Here is a 19727-nt window from a genome sequence, read left to right as displayed (position 1 = left end):
GGTTTTTAATCAAGGAAGTAGGCTTTAGAGTGTTATGAATACGCTTTAATAAGAGAGGGAGATGCACGCAATGAAACGTAGGTTATGGTATGTACCCGTTCTAATTACATCTATTCTTCTTTCTACCGTGATTAATTTGTTTGTCTTAACACCGCAAAAAGCTGAAGCGGCAAGCATCGGCACGATTAATGAAAACGACACTATTTATCAGATTATGGTTGACCGATTTAATGATGGAGATACTTCCAACAATGCTACTGGTGCGGCAATTCGCTATGGAGAAAACTCTGAGGAAGATTTCCGTTATATGAAAGGCGGAGACTGGCAGGGGATTATCGATAAGCTATCATATATTAAAAATATGGGCTATACCGCGATTTGGATTTCCCCAGTGGCTGAGCCACAAATGACTAACCGGGAAAACAACGGTACCGGTAAAAACACAGCCTATCACGGATACAACGTTAAGAACCCTAACGCTGCCAATCCATACTTCGGAACGAAGGAGAAGCTGAAAGAGCTTGTGGATTCCGCACATGCGCTTGGCATCAAAGTAGTGATTGACGTTGTGCCAAACCACGTCGGTGATTACATGCTAGGTTCCCAAGCCTATTATGATATCCCATCATTGCAGCCAGTGGCTCCGTTCAATAATCCGGCGTGGTACCACCATAATGGAGATATTAACTGGTCTCTAGCGGATGGAAGATATGATCAGTGGGCGCAGGATTACTTAGAGAATCATGATTTGGGCGGGCTAGATGACATTGATTTCGATGTTCCTGCGGCTAAGCAGGCGATATTCGATTCCATCAAAGGCTGGTTTGATTATACAGGCGCTGACGGTGCGCGTGTGGATGCTGCCAAGCTGATGAAGCCAACAGATATTGGTGAGCTACAAAATTATCTGGGCGTTAATACATTTGGCGAGAATTTCGACGGAAATGCTGAATTTGTCTCACGTTGGGTCGGAAACAACAAGGAATGGGGCATGCTCGATTTCCCAATGTTCTTCTCCGTACTTAACAGCTTTGCTTATGGACAGTCTTTTGAGTCCAATATCAAAAGCACCTTGGCACAGGATTCCTACTACAACGGGAATGCCAATCACATGGTTACCTTTATCGACAATCATGACCGCAACCGTTTTCTAACGGAAGCCGGGGGAAGCGTTGATAAGCTGCAGAATGCTTTAACCTTTATTTTTACAGTTCGTGGAACACCGGTTGTCTTCCAAGGAACAGAGCAGAACAAAGGCAATGGCAACAGTCAGATCATGACAGGCGGTATTGCGGATACTTGGAACCGTTGGTCTATGGTGAAACGGGATGCAAGCGGAAACGTGATTGAGAACTATTTTAATGAAAATGCCAGCACCTACAAGCACGTAGCCAAACTTAATGAAATTCGTAAAAATAACCCAGCACTACGTACAGGTACTCAACGTGAAATGTGGGCTGCACAGAACTTATATGCCTTCTCACGTCGTATCGACACTGGAACTAATCAAGGTCAAGAAGCTATCTCTGTATTTAGTAATCAATCTAATGGTTCGCAAACGGTAACTATCCCGCTACGTGCCGAGAGTAGTTTGACCGCAGGAACAGTTTTGTATAATCAGCTGAATACTGCAGATACAGTGACTGTACAATCAGGCGGAGTAACTGGAAAGCAAATTACTGTAACTGTAGGTGCGAATTCAGCCAAAATCTATGCGAAACAACAACAACCATCAGAAACAGTTCCTCCAACCACTCCGACTAATGTAACGGCAACTGTTCAGAATGCATCTAGCGCTTTGATCAGCTGGACGGCTTCTACCGACAACGTAGGCGTAACTGGATATGAAGTTTATCGTAATGGTGTCAAGGTTGGCACAACGGCGACTACATCCTATACGGACAATGGTTTATCCGCTAGCACTACCTATAACTACACGGTAAAAGCATTTGATGCCGCAGGCAATCTATCTCTTCTTAGTGCGATTGCTTCTATTACAACACCAGCAGGGAACAGTGTCACGATTTACTATAAGCAAGGTTATACCTCGCCTTATATTCATTATCGCCCAGTAGGAGGTACATGGACGACATCTCCGGGTGTGGCTATACCTGTATCTGAAGTAGCCGGATACAACAAAATAACGATTAATATCGGTTCCGCCAGCCAGCTTGAAGCATGCTTTAACAACGGCAGTGGCACATGGGACAGTAACGGGGGGAGCAACTATCTATTCGGTACTGGAACCTGGACTTATACGCCAACAGGAAGTATTACATCGGGTGGACCAGTGACACCAACGCCAACACCAACAGTAACACCGACGCCAACATCAACAGTAACACCGACACCGACACCAACACCAACAGTAACACCGACACCAACGCCGACAGTAACCCCAACGCCAACGCCAACGGTAACCCCAACACCAACGACTACACCGACTGGCAACACTGCAACGATCTATTATAAGAATACGGCTTACAGCAGCTCTTACATTCATTACAAGCTGGATGGGGCGACAGTCTGGACGACGGCTCCTGGTGAACAGCTTCAAGCTTCTTCTTTCCCAGGATATAAGTCGATCACAATTCAGCTGGGCACTGCAGCCGGACTGACCGCAGCCTTTAATAATGGCAGTGGTACATGGGATAACAACGGCAGCAGTAATTACCATTTTGATGCTGGAACCTGGAGTCTAGTGAACGGAAGTATCAGCGCAGGGGAACCTCAAGCAGACAGTGTGACGTTTCGTGTAAATGTTCCAGCGTCTTCTCCGGCGAGCGGACCTGTGTATCTTACCGGTACCTTCAACAGCTGGAATGCAGCGGATCCAGCCTATCAACTGACTAAAGGTAGTGATGGGGTGTATTCCATCACACTGAGCTTACCAGCAGGAACAGCGGTGCAATATAAAGTTACGCGGGGCGCTTGGACTAATGTAGAGGTAAACTCGAACGGATCGGACATTTCCAATCGAACGCTTACTCCAGCAGGCGGCGCACAAACAGTGAACCTGACCGTGCAGCGTTGGAAAGATCTATAAGTTACTATAAGAGTGGATCAAAATACCTTTCACATGACAAGGAGCGGCCCCCCGTGTGGGGCCGCTCCTTGGTAAGTAGTACGAAGCTTTTTCATTGTAGAAGATACAATAGAAAAGTAGTCCAATTATGAAGTTGCTCCAGAGAATTTAGCTCTCATCGTGGATTCACGAGGTATTAGTTCTGGCTCTAGTAGCAAATGCTTGTGGGGCGCATCATTGCCACGAATGCGCTCCATCAGCAGCTGCCCTGAAGATACACCCAGCTTAAACGTATCGATATTAAGCGAAGTTAAAGGAGGTGTTGTATAACGGGACAGCGGATATTCATCGAAAGCGGCGATGCCGAGTTCAGATGGAACATCAATTCCGAGTGCTTTTGCGGCTTGAAGCACCCCAAAGGCTACATAACTGTTCATACACACCACAGAGTCTGGCCGTTCTTCACGCTGCAAAAGCTCAAGGGCAGCATGATAGCTCTCATGTTCATCAGCCTTGCAGTTAATGATCCATTGCTGAGGAACGGTAAGGTCAGCCTGCTGTAATGCGCTTAAGTATCCACCTAGGCGATGTGTATAAATTTTTTCCTGCTGCTGCCCGCCTATGAAGGCTATCTTTGAATAACTTTGTTCGATGAGATGCTCGGTCAGCATGTTGCCGCCTGCTTCATTATCGAAATCAACCCAACTTCCGGGGGGCATAATCTCTCCAATGGAGATGTAAGGAAACTCCAGTTGATTCAGTTCTTCAGATAGCTCTTCAGTCAGCACAGAGTTGTTGGCAATAATACCGTCGACACGTTTGCTAAACACAAGCCTATTTAGAAAATGGCCTTCTGGACTGCTATGTTGCACATTGGAAATGGTCAGCTCGTATTTTAAAGGTGCAATTACGCTCTCGATTCCACCAATAATGTTGTAGAAGAATTGGTTCAGAAACTCACTTTCTTTAGACATATCGACCAGTAAGCCAATATTGCAGCTGCTTTGTCTAGCTAACCCAGTAGCGATACTGCTTGGCGTGTAGTTCATTTGCTTCATAATCTCTCGAACCTTTTGTTTCGTTTCCTGTGATATTTTTGGGGAATCATTTAGTACTTTAGATACAGTAGATTTAGCCACATTGGCTGCTTTAGCAATATCAGAAATCGTTACTTTCATCGTCGTCCCTCATAACTTGAAAACGGTATTTGTAACCATAATAACACAAATTTAGCAGTCTCTCTAATGATGTATGAACAGATAGATAGAACGATAAAAGTATAGAAGGAGTCCATAAGTTATGCCTCAATCATGGTTTGTATATCATACAAGTGAAGATCCATTTGCTTATCCTGTAGGTACAGGGACCCTGAAGCTCAGATTATTTACACAAGCTGGACAGCAATTATCCTGTACCGTAATCCACTCGGATCGTTATGATTCTCCGGGGCAAGAAGTTCCTTTGCAGATGGAGCGAATTGGGTCGGCCGGTATTTATGAGATTCATGAAGCAATTATTCAGACCAGCACTAGAAGAAGCAGATATCTATTCCATATAGCGAATGCTGCGGGGCAGTATATCTGGTATGGAGAGAGGGGCGCATCGGAGAATCGGGAGCGTGCAGGTTCTTTTCAATATGCATATCTTCATCATTCTGAGGCTTTGAAGTTACCGTTATGGAGCCAGGATGCGGTGACCTATCAAATTTATCCTAGCAGCTACAATGGTGGAACTCTAAAAGGCATTACGGACAAAATACCTTATCTACAGCAGCTTGGTGTGAACACTATTTACATGACGCCTGTATTTGAGTCTCCTTCCGAGCATAAATATAACACCTCCGATTATTATAAGATCGACCCTGCATTTGGCGATGTAGATGGATTGAAGACGCTGGTCAGTGAGGCACATCGTCATGGAATTAGGGTCATTTTGGATGCCGTGTTTAATCATTCGGGAGATCAATTCTTTGCTTTTAAAGATGTGATGGAAAAAGGCGAGCAGTCTCCATATAAAGATTGGTTCTTTATTCGTTCTTTTCCCGTAACACAGACGCCTGCCCCGAATTATGAGACATTCGCTAAAGCTGAAGCGCATATGCCTAAGCTGAATATGGATCATCCCGAGACGGCAGATTATATGATTGGAGTTGCCAAGTATTGGATTCGTGAAGCAGAAATAGACGGCTGGCGTCTTGATGTAGCGAATGAGGTCAACCCGGCTTTTTGGTCCCGGTTTCGGCAAGAGCTCAAGTCTGAATTTCCTGAAATTCTACTCATTGGAGAGATAATGCATGCTTCTGGGCCTTGGCTTAGAGGGGATCAATTCGATGGTGGCATGAATTATGTGCTTCGGGATGCCGTGCTGGAATTTTTTGCAGAGCAGTCAACAGGGCCTGATCGCTTTATGGAGCAAGTACTCCATCAGGAGGCGTTGTATAATGACCAGGCGAATTCGGCTATGTTTCAATTGATTGGCAGTCATGATACGTTGCGTTTTCTTACAGCGTGTAAGGAGGGGGGACGTGGCTGGGACCGCGAGAGTACGGCAATACAGCGCATGAGGTTGGCAGTTTTTTTTCAGATGACTTATATCGGTATTCCGATGATCTATTATGGGGATGAGGTTGGGATGGAAGGAGCTACGGACCCTCACTGTAGAAAAGCTATGGTATGGCAAGAGCAAGCTCAAAATACAGCGCTGCTGAAGTGGTATCAAGAGCTGATTTTCCTAAGAAAAAGCTGTGATATTCTACGAAAAGGTAAGTTTCGTCCTTGGTTCACGGATGAAGTCCGTAATGTCTTCGGTTATACACGGGGAATGGGTCAAGAGAAGATAGGTTTAATTATCAATAATTCTCCGAACGCGTACGAGCTTGAGCTTAATGTATATCGTTGGGATAAGAATTTGCTTACCGATTTACTGTCAGGAGCTACTTTTAAAAATAATAACAAGCTTATAGTGAGCATTGAACCGTTTGGATGTTTAATGTTGTACTAAAATAGTATAAGGCCTCTCTTCAAAAGAAGGGGCCTTATTCATCAAGAAACGGGTGTCATCTCCAAAGGATGGCGAAGCCGTTTCTTTTTAAAAATATAAGAAAGTATAAGATTATCCTTATATTTCTCGCATAAACGCTGACCGTCCTTTAGGGACGCTAAAGGCGTTTTTCCTTGTTTGAAGCACTTTTTTTATTTTTGTTCTTTAAGTCTCTATACTCCTGATTCTCCCATTGTTTTAGCAACGGAAAAGGGTCAAAAGCCCATTCAGTAATTCCTCGGTCACGGTAGATGCCAAAATGTAGATGTGGCGGGAATTTCCCTTGTGTTCCTGGATTTCCGTAACCTGAGCTGCCAACCCAGCCAATGATTTCACCTGGTGAGACGATATCACCACGAGAAATGGATTTGTTATACCCGGATAAATGAGCGTAATAATGGTAACGGTTCTCGATATCACGAATTCCAATTCTCCAGCCACCGTAGCGGTTCCAGCCTTTAGTTTCCACTAAGCCAAAGCAGGTGCTGCGTACCGGCATACCTTGCGGTGCAAAGAGGTCAGTCCCTTCGTGAATACGTGCCCCACCCCAGCTTCTGCCGGTTCCCCAAGTGCTACGATAAGAATAAGAATTACTTAAGGGAAGTGGAAAAGCATTACCTGATAGGTCAAGCCGACCAAAATGTTCATATAGCTTAGCGAACTGAGCTATGCGCTGAGAGGCACGACCATTGTGATAATACTCCCAAATGCCAATGCTGAAATCATTAGCTGAATCACCATATTTCTGCAAGTGTCTAGCCATACTATATAGAACATCAGCATCATTCTCTGGATCGGCGATTCCATCACCTGAGCCATCACGGCCGAAGCCGTTAAAGAAAGTGATGGATTCAGGAGAAGTATCCTCCTGATCCGGGTTGAGTGGACCGGACCATACGGGTGCTGGAATCATGATTCCAGTAAGACGGTTGGTGACGGGTTTGTCTGAGGAACCTTTTTTGGCGATGGTGCGTTCATATTGATCAATGGCTGCGAATCTAAACCAAGGGATTCCAGTGGCTGCACTCAGTTGATCATAAATCCCCCTACGGGCAGACCATATGGATTCTTTGCTAGCATTAACAGAATTGCCGCTGCTTTCCACCGGTTGGACTGTAGCCTGTACTGCAGCTGCTGGAACGGGAAGGCCTAAACCACCCCAAAGGATAGCGGCCGCGGACAGACATAACATAGTTCTCCGGTTATTAGTATTCTTAAATAGGGCCAGCAAGATAACAGCCTCCTTTTGTCCGGGCGTAGAATTGAATGTAGGCACTTCGGATAAAGCTTTTATTATAGATTGAAGCAAAAGGCTACTTTTTATCCGTTCTTGTCTAAAGGTACCAGTAAATTCTTCGCCGGAATCGAAGTTGAGATGCCCTGCATATTTCACAAAAACAGGCAATTGTAAAGCGCACATGGTATAATATGAGGCAGCATCTTTCATCTGCAGCATCACATTCAGGAGGAAGCGGGGTTTATTATTTTGACGAATAAAACAGCAAAGCAGCCTAAGCCGGATTGGATTAGAATCAAGCTAACTACCGGTGATAACTATCAGGAAATCAAGAGCATGATGCGTTCTAAAACTTTACATACCGTATGTGAAGAAGCTAGGTGTCCGAATATTTATGAATGCTGGGCAAATCGAACGGCTACCTTTATGATTCTTGGTGATATATGTACTCGCGCATGCCGTTTCTGCGCTGTGAATACAGGGTTGCCGACAGAGCTGGACCTGCAGGAGCCTGAACGTGTAGCAGAAGCTGCAGAGGGAATGAACCTTCGCCATTGCGTGGTGACCAGTGTGGCACGTGATGATCTTGCGGATGGTGGCGCCCAGATTTTTGCTGAGACGGTAGCGGCAATTCGTAAACGCCTTCCGTTATGTAGTGTTGAAGTATTGATTCCAGATTTCCTGGGAGAACGGAATAGTCTAGAGATTGTTATGAACAGTAATCCAGACATTCTTAACCATAATATTGAGACGGTGGAACGGATGTCAGACCGTGTTCGGGCTAAAGCGAAGTATCGCCGTTCGATGGAACTGCTGCGCAGAGCTAAGGAAATGAAGCCGGATATTCCTACCAAATCAAGCATTATGCTTGGAGTCGGTGAAGAGTGGGATGAGATTTTACAAGCAATGGATGATTTACGAGCCGTAAATTGTGATATATTGACTTTAGGACAATACTTGCAGCCTTCTTCAAAGCATTTGAATGTGGAGAAATATTATCCACCAGAGGAATTTGCACTGCTTAAGGAAGAGGGATTGAAGCGTGGCTTTAGCCATGTGGAATCAGCTCCGCTTGTTCGCAGCTCTTATCGTGCGCATGAGCAGGTGAAATCTGCTGCTCAAGCTCGTGAGGAGCGCACGGTTTCTTCTAGTTAATTTTTTTGAAATAGTGACAAAGTCACAAAAAGGTTTTATTAAGGAGAGGGTTGAAGGAGCGAAAGCGATCTGAAGCCCCCGCGCTTAGGCTACACACATAAAAAAACGTTGATTTGAGTCATTGGAGAGAAATGTTGGAGCTGTAGGAGCGTAGCGTTCGCCTTTGTTGATTAATTTCACCGCTGATGCGGTTCAAATAGAAGAAATTAATCAACAACAGCGACCGAAAGCCCAATATTTCTCGGAAATGACGGCATAATCAACGAAAATACTTTCCTTCGAAAGGCAGGCGACAAAAGGTTTGATCGTTATAGGCGGAAAAGGCTACGAACTAATGTTAGATCATAAGGATGGTTGGAATCCGGAGGCGTTTCGCGGAAGATATAGCGAAGTGCTGGAAAGATACGACTACATTATTGGTGACTGGGGTTACAGTCAGCTGCGTTTGAAAGGTTTTTATCGGGACAACCACCCAAAGGTGAATCGGGATACAGCGATTTCTGGCATGGTCGATTATATTAATGAATATTGCAATTTTGGCTGCGCATATTTTGTGTTGCATAAGTTAAAAGAGGTACCACAAGAAGGTTTGTTCAAGGATATTCTGATCAAAGAAATACCAGAGCCGAGTGAGGAAGAAGATTCGGAGCTAGAAGCTGAAGATAATGATGGAGCGGCTATAGATAAGGAGCTCTCCTCTAAAGAAACATCATCTAAGCAAGGTTCGAATTCATCTGCTGCATTTAAAGAGATGACTTCTGCTAAGGATAGACCTTTGAGAGAACATCAAAGTCGAAATCACCGGGGTAAAGATTCGCAAGGGAAGAAATCCAAAAAGGAATTTCAAAGCAGACCACCACAAGGTCAATCCCAAAAACCCCAAAACACACAAAAGCCTCAAAATAATCAAAACACACAAAACACACAAAACACACAAAACATAGAAAATCCACAATCTTAACGATGAAAGCTGACCATAAGTAGAGTCCTTCTACGAATGAGACAGCTTTTTTCTTTTGAATAGATATGTACAAATAATAAAGGCAGCAATCCCCATCTCTGGAGAATTGCTGCCTTTTCTTATGGATTATTTTATAGATAATTTCAATTGCTTTTGTGTAGCATTGTAACTCCATACGAGTGCCGGAAACTTCTTCTTAAAGGCATTTAATTCAATGTAGGTCTCACCATTCTGAGATAGCGCCTCTTTGGAGGAAAGCGTAAAGCCGGTAGATGTGCCTGTTCCGCTCTTTACGATGACCTTCTTGTTCTTGGCATCCCAGGTGATCTCGCCCTCGACAAGCGCAGCCAGCACCAGCGATGAAGCATAAGTTTTATCGCCCTGCTTCACAAGACCAACATTACCAGCAAAAGGAACCCCGTTGATATTTAAGATATGATGATCTCCGGTGACTTCTAAAGTCTTCATTCCAGCAATCTGCAGGGCGGTAATCAACTGTGCAGTTTTCCCTTTTACCTCAATATCCGGTGCGAGACCAATATGATTAAAGTCTTCTTTTTTAGGTGTTAGATATTTCTGCGTGGTCAATTTCAGCATGTCGCCATTAGACACTGGAAGTAGGCTTTGGATACGCGCTTTGCCGTAAGAACGAGTGCCTACAACAGTAGCCAGCTTGTTATCGCGCAGGGCGCCCGTAAGAGCTTCTGACGCACTTGCAGTGTATTCGTTGGTTAGAATTACGACGGGCACACCGATTTTGCTGCCACTAGTAATCGTTACAGGAGTTAACGCGCCACTTTGATCAGAGGTATACATCATGATGCCTTTATCCATAAAACTAGAGGCAATGTTGTATGCCGAATCCATGTAGCCACCCAAGTTATCACGTAAATCAAGCACCATGGATTTCATTCCCGCTGTACGCATCTTCTTCAGCATAGCGGCGAATTCTTCATCAGAATTCTGTGTGAAACCACTTAGCGAAATATAGGCAATCTTCGGACCAATGAGGGTTCCAAAAACGGAAGTCGAGTTCAATTCATTTCGGGTGACAACATAAGATTTTGTGACACCATTTCTGAGGATCAGCAGGGTGACCTTAGTGCCCGCGGCTCCACTTAGTTCCGAATCATCCGTTTCGTCAACAGGTATTCCGTTGATTTTGAGAATCGTATCGCCGCGTTTCAAGCCTGCCTTTTCAGCAGGAGAACCTGGAGAGATTTCTTCGATGTAGAGCTCTGTTGGCGTATATTGAAGTTTAACACCGATGCCAACGTATTCGAGATCAACCGCATGTTCAAATTGCGCCGCTTCCTCGGAATTGAAGTATTGGCTGTATGGATCATCCAGTGTGTTCACCATGCCGTCAATTGCTCCACGAATCAAAATATCTTTATCTACATCTGAAAGATTATAGTTCTCCAGTAGCTTCATTACTTCATTAATAAGATCACTGTTGTCTGTGGAAGCTTTAGCGGCATCTGCAGCGGAAGCCATTGGAGCAAATGTAATAGATAAAGCTAGACAGCTGGTTAACAGTGCACTTATTATTTTTTTTGATTTCATGGAATCAAACACCCTTTTTATTAGGATTTCACAAGTTTATTGTAGATGCTATATGTGTCATCGATTGTCCAAACACCAGTATCCGACTTGGATAGAATATAGATAAGGCCCTGCTCATAAGTCTCCTCTTCACTAGCTTCCTTGTCTTTGCTTTCTACATATATAGCAGCTTCCTTGGCACTGTAATAATAAATATTTGAAATGCCTGGAGTATAGGTAATATCATACGAAGCAAAGAAATCATCCAAATCTGCCTTGAGAGAGGAATCATATTCTTCTCCATATGAAGTCATCGTGGAAAGAACTGCTGTAGGATTCTGTTCGTTCATTGCTTGATAATACTTGCTAATAGTACCTTTGATGGCATCCGCATCGTTTTGAGGGATGTTGGCTGCTGGTTTTATACCTTGTTCACGAGTAAGGAGAACGGTCGAGCTTTGGGATTCCACGGATGAAATCTTCCAGCTTCCGTTCTTGCGGACCAGGGTATATACGTATTCATTCTCTGTATCTGGAGTATAAGCCCCACCTATTCTGCGTGAACTTTCAAGCGTATACACAGTGGCTTCGTCAGCTGTAATGTCGAGGATTTCCAAGCTATCAATAGTATTCTTTATGTCAAAAGCTTTAAAAGATTCATTGAGTTCGGCCACTGAGTCCGTGTAAGAGTACTCCGAATCCATAAGGGAGTAGAAGCTAGTCGCTTTTTCTTCATTGAAATATTGATTAGACAAACGGATTAATGCTGTAATGGCTGCTTCGTCCTTACCTTTGGAGACAGGAGTAGTAATTTGTACACTTCTACTGGTAGAATTCCAGACAGCTGTGCCCCCGGTTGCCTCTGCGATAAAACGCAAAGGGATGTATGTAGTGCCGGCTGAGGAAACTGGTGCAGTGGTTAGTTTTTTAACGGTTCCGTTAACAGTAGCGCGGTTACTGCCAATTTTGAGGGTAATCGCAAGATTTGAACTTTTTCCTGTTACCGTTCCAGTTTTGGCATCCCAGAGAACTTGAAGTCCAAGCTTCTCAAAGACAACCCGGAAAGGTACAAGTACAGAATTGTTCGCTAAGTATGGGGATCCAGCGGTGAAGGAAACCTTACTTCCGTTAATATAAACATCAATTGGTTTCGATGCTGCAAAAGCCGGGACCGCAAGTATGAGGGCCAGTAGACTTATGCTTAAGAGGGATAAAAATCTTTTCAACAGTACTCTCTCCTTTTATGTAACTCTTTGTAAAATAGCCTCATTATACCATTTGGCTTCTCTCTCAGTCTATCAGTTGGTGTTAGTTTTGTCACACAAAAAAGCCGGAGAAATGGATATCTCCAGCCACTGAAAATCGTTGGATCGAAGGTTAATCTTAAACTAAAAAAGCTTCACGTACACGGTTCCAGAACGGAAAAGGACGGTACCTGGCAAAACTGACCTTCTTGTCCGATACTTGGCAGCGTACTGAAATCAGATCATCTACTGGGATATTGTTATGATCTATCGTGAGTAGTAAGCGCTGATCCTTACATGAAAGAATATCGCAATGGTGATGCTTCGGCAGTAGTAATGGCGACCCCATTGTTCGAAATACGCGGTTGTTAATTGAGGCGATTTCGGCAATCTGCAGCGCTTCTATAGATGGGTGAACCATGGCTCCCCCAAGGCTTTTATTATAGGCCGTGCTACCAGAAGGAGTAGAAATACAAAGCCCATCACCCCGGAACATTTCGAAGGTAACATCATTGATGTCAACTTGAATCATTATAGTTCCATCTACCCCTTTAAGGGTAAATTCATTTAGGGCAATGTGGGACGAAGAACCGGATTTCTTGTGAATTTCCAGCTCAAGCAACGGATATTTCACGATACGAGGTTTCTGAGGCTCAGAATCCTCAGTTCCGCACATGTAGTCGATTAAGGTGGGTAGCTCTTCCGCTTGCCAGTCCGCATAGAAGCCTAAGTGTCCTGTGTGCACACCTACGAAGGCTAGATTGGGGATTTGATCGATAAAGGTATGAAAAGCGTGCAGCATTGTGCCGTCTCCGCCAATAGAGATGACGATTTCGGGAGACTCGGCATCCAGTTGCAGGTCCCGCTCCGCCGCCAGCTTGTGAAACTGCTCGGCAAGTTTGATTGATAGTTCATCACCGCGGTCCAGAACATAATATCTCAAGATGTACAGGCTCCTTTTGTATAATTCAGTCATACACCGATCATAATCAATCTTGACCCGGAACACAATATGTTAATCAACTTCGCCGTACCCATCGAATCATTGTCATGAATACAGGGATAAGCAGTGAGACTAGAATTGCAGCAGTTAATAATAGGCTCAGTAGGGCGAGGCTTGCCGTAATCCCTGAGGCAGAAGGAGTAAAGGCAGCAGAGGCTGGTAATGATACCCATGCGGTAGACAGTCCTGTGTTCATCACAGGGTTCCAGAGCAGCAAGACCAATCCTGATGCGAGTATGGCGTGAATTAGCCGTGCAGTCAAAAATGGCAGATACCGCAGCCCGGTACCATTCAGAATACTTGCCACCTGGGCATGTACAGATAATCCGCCCCAAGAGAGAATGAAGGCAGCTGCCGCTACCTTGAACTGAAGCGGGATGGAAGCTGCAGCTTCACCTGCTGAACGGGCACCGATCGTCACCTCAAAGAATCCGCTAATGAGAGCCTGAGCTAGTTCTGGAGGACCACCTACAAGGGACACAAGATGTCCTGTCATGTTAAAGAGGGAGGATAGGATACCGGCACGGGCTAGCAGTTCCATTAGCACATTGAAGAATACAACCAAACCGCCTACGACAATGATAAGCTTTAGCGAGGACTGGATTGCTCCCTTTAATAGCTCCCCAAAGCTCCGTCCATCTTTGCGCCGAGCCTCCTCCATGGCAAGAAGTGCTGCATGGATTCTTCCAAAACCTTTTTTGGCTGGAACAGAGGGGGCAGTAGAACTAGTTATGGATGGGTCTTGGGAGGGGGATCTCTGTTCTTTGCGTCCATGGAACGACATTAGCAAGCCAACAATCAAACCGCTCCCATAGTGGGCGAGGGCTAGGATGAGCCCCAACGATGCGTCTCGAAAGAAACCAACGGATACTGCACCTAACAGAAAGATTGGGTCAGAGGAGGTTGTGAAAGCGACTAATCGTTCGCCCTCTACTCTGCTAATCAGATTCTGTTCCCGCAGCTTAGCGGTTAATTTAGCGCCAACAGGATATCCTGATACATATCCCATCGCAGCGACAAACCCGCCGCTACCTGGTATACCAAAAAGAGGGCGCATCAATGGATCGAGCAGTGCACCGAAGAGATGAACGATCCCTAGGCCTAGCATGATTTCGGATATGACGAAGAATGGAAATAGGGAGGGGAATAACACATCCCACCAGATGGCCAGGCCTCGTAAGGCTGCGCCAAGGGATGCCTCCGGATGAAGCAACATCAGCAGCATACAGCCTGCCAATGTTAATCCCAGCAGTGGGCCGCCAATCTTTTTAAAAGTCATAATTAACGCCTCCTGATCTATGGTTAGATGTATGCGAAAAGAAGGACAAACAGCACAAAAAAAATAAAGGAAGCGGTTACATAAATCGGTGCTTTTTCGTTCGAAATATGATATTATGTAAATAAGAAATGCACCCTCTGTTACAAGAATAAATGGGATGGAGTGATGGCGATGAGCGTTGTAGCCGGAGTTCTCGTTTGTGCTTTTGTATATGTGATCCGGGTCTCTCTCGTCCCTTCAGGTGATGAAGAATTTCGGACCTACTGACAATAACCTCCAGGCGCTAAACTATAGTTTAGCGTCTTTTTTCTGCCGTTTAGGGGCACTTTCGACGGATATCCGAGCCGTGCTTTTTTTTGGTATAATAAAGTAAGAAACGTTTCATTAATATGGAAGAGAGCTGGTAACCTCAATGAATCCAAATGAGAGTATATATGAGAACCTAGGAGGAGCTGAGGCGCTACATCGATTGGTGGAAGTGTTCTATGCCAAAGTGCAGCTTCATCCGCAGCTGGGTCCGTTATTTCCTGAAGACATTTCTCCTGTTCTGGAGAAGCAGTATCAATTCCTGACACAGTTTTTTGGCGGTGGCCCATTGTATTCAGAACTGCATGGACATCCCATGATGAGAGCAAGGCATATGCATATTCCCATTACTCCAGAACGTGCTGAAGAATGGTTGCAGTGTATGAAAGAGGCGCTTGAGGAGACCGGCGTAGAAGAGCCGCTACGTTCGTTCGTCCTTAGCCGCCTTGCAGGTCCCGCACATCATTTTGTTAACATGCCCCAGGAATAATAAGGGACAGGTTGATCCTGAAAGGAATGAGAGTACTTGCCAGAGTTAATACCCCTATATTCTATTAAGGTCAAATGTTGCAATTGTGAACATGAATTTTCAACCTCTCGCGTACGCCCTAGCCTAAAAAAGGCTATCCGCCGCGATGCTGATTTTTGCGCATATTACAAAAACGAGAATCCGGATTATTATGTTGTACGTGTCTGCCCGAGTTGTGGGTTTGCCTCTACAGAAAATTCAGCGGACAAGCTGACGGATCTGCAGCGAAAAGCATTTAATGAACAGGTAGGAAAACGATGGAAGAGCCGTGACTTTGGGGATAAACGAAGCTGGGAAACTGCACTTGAGACCTATAAACTGGCGCTTTTATGCGCTCAAAGTATTAACGATAAGGATCGAATTATTGCAAGTCTGCTTCATCACATTGCCTGGTTGTATCGGTATCAAGGGAATACGGAACAGGAACAACGCTTTTTGCGCTATTCATTAGCTGAATATGTGAAGGTATACGAAAAAGACGGAATAGCTGGCAATGATGCCCGGCTCATGTATCTTATCGGCGAACTTAACAGGCGCATCGGAGAGTTCTCTGTGGCTGTAATGTGGTTCTCCCGCCTGATTAATGATCAGAAGATTATGGATGCTGCGATGATTCGAGCTGCCAGGGAGCAGTGGGTTGTGCTAAGAGAGCAAATGCGCGGCGAAGCTGTAGATATTGATGCCGATGGATTGCCTTCAGGTTCTTAAAGCTTCACGAACAACAAAAAGCGCAGAAGAGAGTAATGCTCTCGTCTGCGCTTTATAAAAATGGTAAGATTGGGATTTAGATGACCTTCTATTTATCGGACTGCCCGATCGAATAGGAGGTAATCTCCGTCGTTATCTACAACTGTGGGACTGGCGCTGCAACATGGGAAGACAAGTAGTTTTTTCTTGCCGTCACGAACGATTTGCAATTCTTTTGGCTTCATAGGGAGAAGAACATTCTCCGAGTTGCAGAAAGGGCAATACTGCACATACATATCGCCTAAAATAATGTCATAAGGCCAGGTATGACTAAAAGGAATCATTGTGAATCCTTCCCAGAAGGAGACTCTTCATTTCCATCCTCAGCTTGCGGTGAATTCTGCTTTTTGGATAGCTCAGCTATTTTTTGTAGCAAAATATGTTGGGGCATATGCATCAAGTGTTCCAGTGGAACGCCTAGTTGCTTGGATAACGTTATGGCTGTTTCCGGTGAAATTTGTAGTGGCTTCATATGGATGCCCTCCTAAAGTTTATCGGCTATGAATGTTCCGGTATCGTTATTCACTTTACCATGGTGTTAAGTCAATTACAAAGAAAACCAAATGAGAGCAAAGGAATGGTGAGAAGACATGAAACAACCATTATCACTGACTTGGGAACTTGATTCCATATTTCCTGGAGGATCGTCCTCTACTGAGTTAGAAAGCTTTTTAAAGAATCTTGAACAAGATATTGCAGCCTTACAGGGTCTGGTGAAGAATGCTGTAGCTCCAACGGATGTTGAGTCTACAAAGGCGCTGGACGAGGTTATAGAACTGCTTCAGAGCTGTTCAGGAAGACTTGTGGAGGTCTCTTCCTTCGCAGACTGTCTGGGCGCTCAGAATCAAATGGACAAGGGTGCGGTAAGACTGGCGGCTCGAGTGACAAGTATGCGTGCCGGATTCGAAGGCATTAGCTCACAATTCAGTAATGTGCTTCGTCAGACTACAGACAAGGTATGGGCAGAGTGGATGGCACGTCCGGAGATTGCTCCATTAACGTTCGTGCTGAGCGAGAGCCGTGACTTGGCCCGTGAGAAGATGAGTCCAGAGTTGGAAAGCTTAGCGCTAGAACTAGCCGTTGACGGATATCATGGATGGAGCGGGCACTATGATACGATTGTAAGCTCGATTAAGATCCCATTTGAGGATGAAGAAGGAACAAAGCTCCTCTCCGCAGGTCAAGCTTTTAACAAGCTGGATGATCCAGATCCGAAAGTACGTCAATCCATGTTCCATAAATGGGAAGAAGCATGGACCGAAGCAGCAGATAACTGTGCGGATACCTTGAATCACTTAGCAGGCTTCCGTCTGAAGCTCTATAAAGGAAGAGGTTGGGAAGATATTCTGAAAGATCCGCTGAGCATCAATCGCATGTCACAAGATACTTTGAATGCGATGTGGGACGTGATTACGAATAGCAAGCCTGCACTCGTGACCTATCTTCAGCGTAAAGCTAAGCTGCTTGGACTGGATGCTCTTTCTTGGGTAGATGTCGAAGCGCCAGTGGGTAAATCTTCAGGTAAAATCCCATATGATCAGGCCGCTAAAGATATCGTTACCCAGTTCCGCAAATTTAGTCCGAAGATGGCAGAGTTTGCAGAGCGTGCTTTTGATAATAACTGGATTGAGGTTGAGGATCGTCCGGGAAAACGTCCTGGAGGTTTCTGTACATCCTTCCCTGAGAGTAAGGAATCGCGGATTTTCATGACTTATAGCGGTACAACTTCCAATGTTTCAACCTTGGCACATGAGCTGGGACATGCTTATCATTCTTACTTGCTGGATGATCAACCTGTATTTAATCAGAACTACGCTATGAACGTTGCAGAGACTGCTTCAACCTTCGCAGAGGTCATTGTATCTGACGCTCAGGTTAAAGCCGCTAGCAACGCTGAAGAGAAACTGGCGTTGCTTGAAACGAAAATTCAAAACAGCGTAGCCTTCTTTATGAACATTCACGCTCGGTTCTTATTTGAGACTCGTTTTTATGAGAAACGTAAGGAAGGCCTTGTAAATGCTGAGGAGCTGTCTGAATTGATGGTGGAAGCACAGAAGGAAGCCTTCTGTGGGGTGCTTTCGGAATACCATCCTCATTTCTGGGCTTCTAAACTGCATTTTTATATCACAGATGTGCCGTTCTATAACTTCCCTTACACCGTTGGCTACATGTTCAGCACAGGCTTGTATCGACTGGCTCTGCAAGAAGGAGCGTCCTTTGCAGACAAATATGATAGCTTGTTGCAAGATACTGGTGTGATGACTTTAGAGGATTTGGTACTTAAGCATCTGGGTGTGGATCTTACGAAGCCGGACTTCTGGCAAGGCGCTACAGATCTGATTGTAGCTGACATTAATGAGTTCTTGGAGATGACGGAGCAATTAGTTTGAAAAAGTCTAAACTAAGACAAATTTAGCGGTAGAAAAAACAACAATTTTTCAGCATGAACACGCAAAAGCCCCTGATACAGGGGCTTTTTTTGATGATAAAATGTCGAAAAATCACGATTTATAAAAAGAAATATGCGATTAATCTATGGATTTCGCGCATATATAGGGATAATAACCCAATTTTGCCGAATAATGTTGTTTGCCATTTGTTAGTAACCTATAATGAGTCTTAAGCCTTATATAAGGCACGCTAGAGTACCACTTGGCTAAACTCAAAAAAATAAGCAAGCGCTTACGAAGTCAGTTTTGCGAAGTGCACTCAAATCAAGCTATGCTCACAAAACTTTTAGGAGGAAAAGTAATGCTTAAGACGGAACAACTATCATTAGCGAGACAGATGGATATGGTGTTTAAGGAGCTGCAGGAAGAATTATCGGGATTAACTTCTGGTACGGTTTTTGTGCAAATACGAAATAACATGATCGGAAAATTCGGGATACGACATAATCCTCTTTCTGGGCGAAGCGGGGGATTCACTGATGCAAAAGAAGGGATGACAGATGGACAACAGTCTTCTTTTCGACTAATGGCGCTGGAAAGCCTGAAATACAAGCGGCGTTGGACGCATGGTGAGATTTCTTATGAATTCGCCATTAGACAGGGAATGGTGATTGTAGATGCTACATTGGAGTCCAATTATAATATGGCGAATCTAATGATTCGATCGCCTCGTAATGCCTATGCTGAAAGTTCTGAACAGTTTTTTGGTTAAGCGTTGTTTACATAAAATTTCAATAATTGTGAAAATCAAAAACCCTCCCACAGCTTCAGAAAGAAGTGTGAGAGGGCTCAAAAGCTACTCGGCTTTAGGCTTTATGCTTGATATCGCCCTAGCCGGATAAAACACTTAAGATAACGTTGTTACTGACGACCAGACAGTTGTTGTTCTGCCAGTTGTACTAGACGTTTAGTGATGTAACCGCCCAGAGAACCAGTTTCGCGAGAAGTGTAGTTCCCGTAATAACCGTCAGCTGGGATCGTTACTCCAAGCTCCTGTGCTGCTTCATATTTCAACTGTTGCAATGCCGCAGTTGCTTGAGGAACGACCAGGTTATTGGAACGGCTGCTACGACCTTGACCTGCTTGACCCATGTGTGTCACCTCCTTCGCCCGTTGTGAAGATAGTATGAGCGCTAAGAGGTTAATTCATGCATCACTTCGAAAGGTTTTAAGGATGGTAATTATTAGTGAAATAAAAGTGAGGATA

Annotated in this window: 17 protein-coding genes; 8 read left to right on the top strand and 9 right to left on the bottom strand. The window is 44.6% G+C overall.

Annotated features, from left to right (window positions below; genetic code table 11):
- Positions 1-70 precede the first annotated feature (70 nt).
- Complete coding sequence (locus NSS87_RS26170) at positions 71-3046, top strand: carbohydrate binding domain-containing protein (protein ID WP_339243435.1); 2976 nt, start codon at positions 71-73, stop codon at positions 3044-3046.
- A 125-nt stretch (positions 3047-3171) separates the two neighbouring features.
- On the opposite strand, the gene NSS87_RS26165 is transcribed toward NSS87_RS26170, so the two are convergent.
- The gene (locus NSS87_RS26165) at positions 3172-4203 is read right to left on the bottom strand and encodes a LacI family DNA-binding transcriptional regulator (protein WP_339243433.1); all 1032 of its coding nucleotides are present in this window, start codon (positions 4201-4203) and stop codon (positions 3172-3174) included.
- A 121-nt stretch (positions 4204-4324) separates the two neighbouring features.
- On the opposite strand from NSS87_RS26165, the gene NSS87_RS26160 reads away from it, so the two are divergent.
- Entirely contained in the window at positions 4325-6025 is a 1701-nt protein-coding gene (locus NSS87_RS26160) for an alpha amylase N-terminal ig-like domain-containing protein (RefSeq protein ID WP_339243432.1), read from the top strand.
- Between the two features lie 157 nt (positions 6026-6182).
- On the opposite strand, the gene NSS87_RS26155 is transcribed toward NSS87_RS26160, so the two are convergent.
- Positions 6183-7295, bottom strand: coding sequence for a M23 family metallopeptidase (locus tag NSS87_RS26155; RefSeq protein WP_339243431.1), 1113 nt, complete (start codon positions 7293-7295; stop codon positions 6183-6185).
- Positions 7296-7550: 255 nt separating this feature from the next.
- On the opposite strand from NSS87_RS26155, the gene lipA reads away from it, so the two are divergent.
- Positions 7551-8456 carry a lipoyl synthase gene (lipA, locus tag NSS87_RS26150; protein ID WP_339243430.1) on the top strand — a complete coding sequence of 302 codons (906 nt, stop codon included), beginning with the start codon at positions 7551-7553 and terminating at the stop codon, positions 8454-8456.
- Between the two features lie 301 nt (positions 8457-8757).
- Entirely contained in the window at positions 8758-9417 is a 660-nt protein-coding gene (locus tag NSS87_RS26145; RefSeq protein WP_076300357.1) for a YutD family protein, read from the top strand.
- A 126-nt stretch (positions 9418-9543) separates the two neighbouring features.
- Here NSS87_RS26145 and NSS87_RS26140 read toward each other — a convergent pair whose 3' ends face one another.
- The 4 genes from NSS87_RS26140 to ylbJ all read right to left on the bottom strand — a co-directional run bounded on the left by NSS87_RS26140 (position 9544) and on the right by ylbJ (position 14488).
- Positions 9544-10983 carry a S41 family peptidase gene (locus tag NSS87_RS26140; protein ID WP_052404414.1) on the bottom strand — a complete coding sequence of 480 codons (1440 nt, stop codon included), beginning with the start codon at positions 10981-10983 and terminating at the stop codon, positions 9544-9546.
- A 20-nt stretch (positions 10984-11003) separates the two neighbouring features.
- The gene (locus NSS87_RS26135) at positions 11004-12188 is read right to left on the bottom strand and encodes a copper amine oxidase N-terminal domain-containing protein (RefSeq protein ID WP_339243429.1); all 1185 of its coding nucleotides are present in this window, start codon (positions 12186-12188) and stop codon (positions 11004-11006) included.
- Between the two features lie 157 nt (positions 12189-12345).
- Positions 12346-13149, bottom strand: coding sequence for an NAD kinase (locus NSS87_RS26130; RefSeq protein WP_042191633.1), 804 nt, complete (start codon positions 13147-13149; stop codon positions 12346-12348).
- 76 nt (positions 13150-13225) lie between these two features.
- Positions 13226-14488, bottom strand: a complete 1263-nt coding sequence (ylbJ, locus tag NSS87_RS26125; protein ID WP_339243428.1) for a sporulation integral membrane protein YlbJ — start codon at positions 14486-14488, stop codon at positions 13226-13228.
- Between the two features lie 412 nt (positions 14489-14900).
- Between ylbJ and NSS87_RS26120 the strand changes: the two genes are divergently transcribed.
- Positions 14901-15284: a globin gene (locus tag NSS87_RS26120; RefSeq protein ID WP_042191628.1), complete on the top strand. Its 384-nt coding sequence runs from the start codon at positions 14901-14903 to the stop codon at positions 15282-15284.
- 36 nt (positions 15285-15320) lie between these two features.
- Positions 15321-16031 (top strand): DUF2225 domain-containing protein, encoded by a 711-nt coding sequence (locus NSS87_RS26115; protein ID WP_076285264.1) that lies wholly within the window; start codon positions 15321-15323, stop codon positions 16029-16031.
- A gap of 92 nt (positions 16032-16123) precedes the next feature.
- Here the strand turns inward: NSS87_RS26115 and NSS87_RS26110 are convergent, their stop codons facing one another.
- Positions 16124-16354, bottom strand: a complete 231-nt coding sequence (locus NSS87_RS26110; RefSeq protein ID WP_042130921.1) for a hypothetical protein — start codon at positions 16352-16354, stop codon at positions 16124-16126.
- Positions 16351-16542 (bottom strand): YycC family protein, encoded by a 192-nt coding sequence (locus NSS87_RS26105; RefSeq protein ID WP_042130920.1) that lies wholly within the window; start codon positions 16540-16542, stop codon positions 16351-16353. The genes NSS87_RS26110 and NSS87_RS26105 overlap by 4 nt, the downstream gene beginning before the upstream one ends.
- Positions 16543-16660: 118 nt before the next feature.
- On the opposite strand from NSS87_RS26105, the gene NSS87_RS26100 reads away from it, so the two are divergent.
- Together NSS87_RS26100 and NSS87_RS26095 are read left to right on the top strand one after the other, a co-directional pair.
- The gene (locus NSS87_RS26100) at positions 16661-18460 is read left to right on the top strand and encodes a M3 family oligoendopeptidase (RefSeq protein ID WP_042191623.1); all 1800 of its coding nucleotides are present in this window, start codon (positions 16661-16663) and stop codon (positions 18458-18460) included.
- Between the two features lie 361 nt (positions 18461-18821).
- Positions 18822-19232: an O-methyltransferase gene (locus NSS87_RS26095; RefSeq protein WP_094873297.1), complete on the top strand. Its 411-nt coding sequence runs from the start codon at positions 18822-18824 to the stop codon at positions 19230-19232.
- Positions 19233-19381: 149 nt separating this feature from the next.
- Here the strand turns inward: NSS87_RS26095 and NSS87_RS26090 are convergent, their stop codons facing one another.
- On the bottom strand, positions 19382-19612 hold the full coding sequence (locus NSS87_RS26090) for an alpha/beta-type small acid-soluble spore protein (RefSeq protein ID WP_042130917.1): 231 nt from the start codon (positions 19610-19612) through the stop codon (positions 19382-19384).
- Positions 19613-19727 lie beyond the last annotated feature (115 nt).

The organism is Paenibacillus sp. FSL F4-0243, from assembly GCF_037963295.1.
GTDB lineage: Bacteria > Bacillota > Bacilli > Paenibacillales > Paenibacillaceae > Paenibacillus_AQ.
Note: the sequence above shows the minus strand (reverse complement) of the source record. Positions and strands in the feature narration are given on the sequence as shown.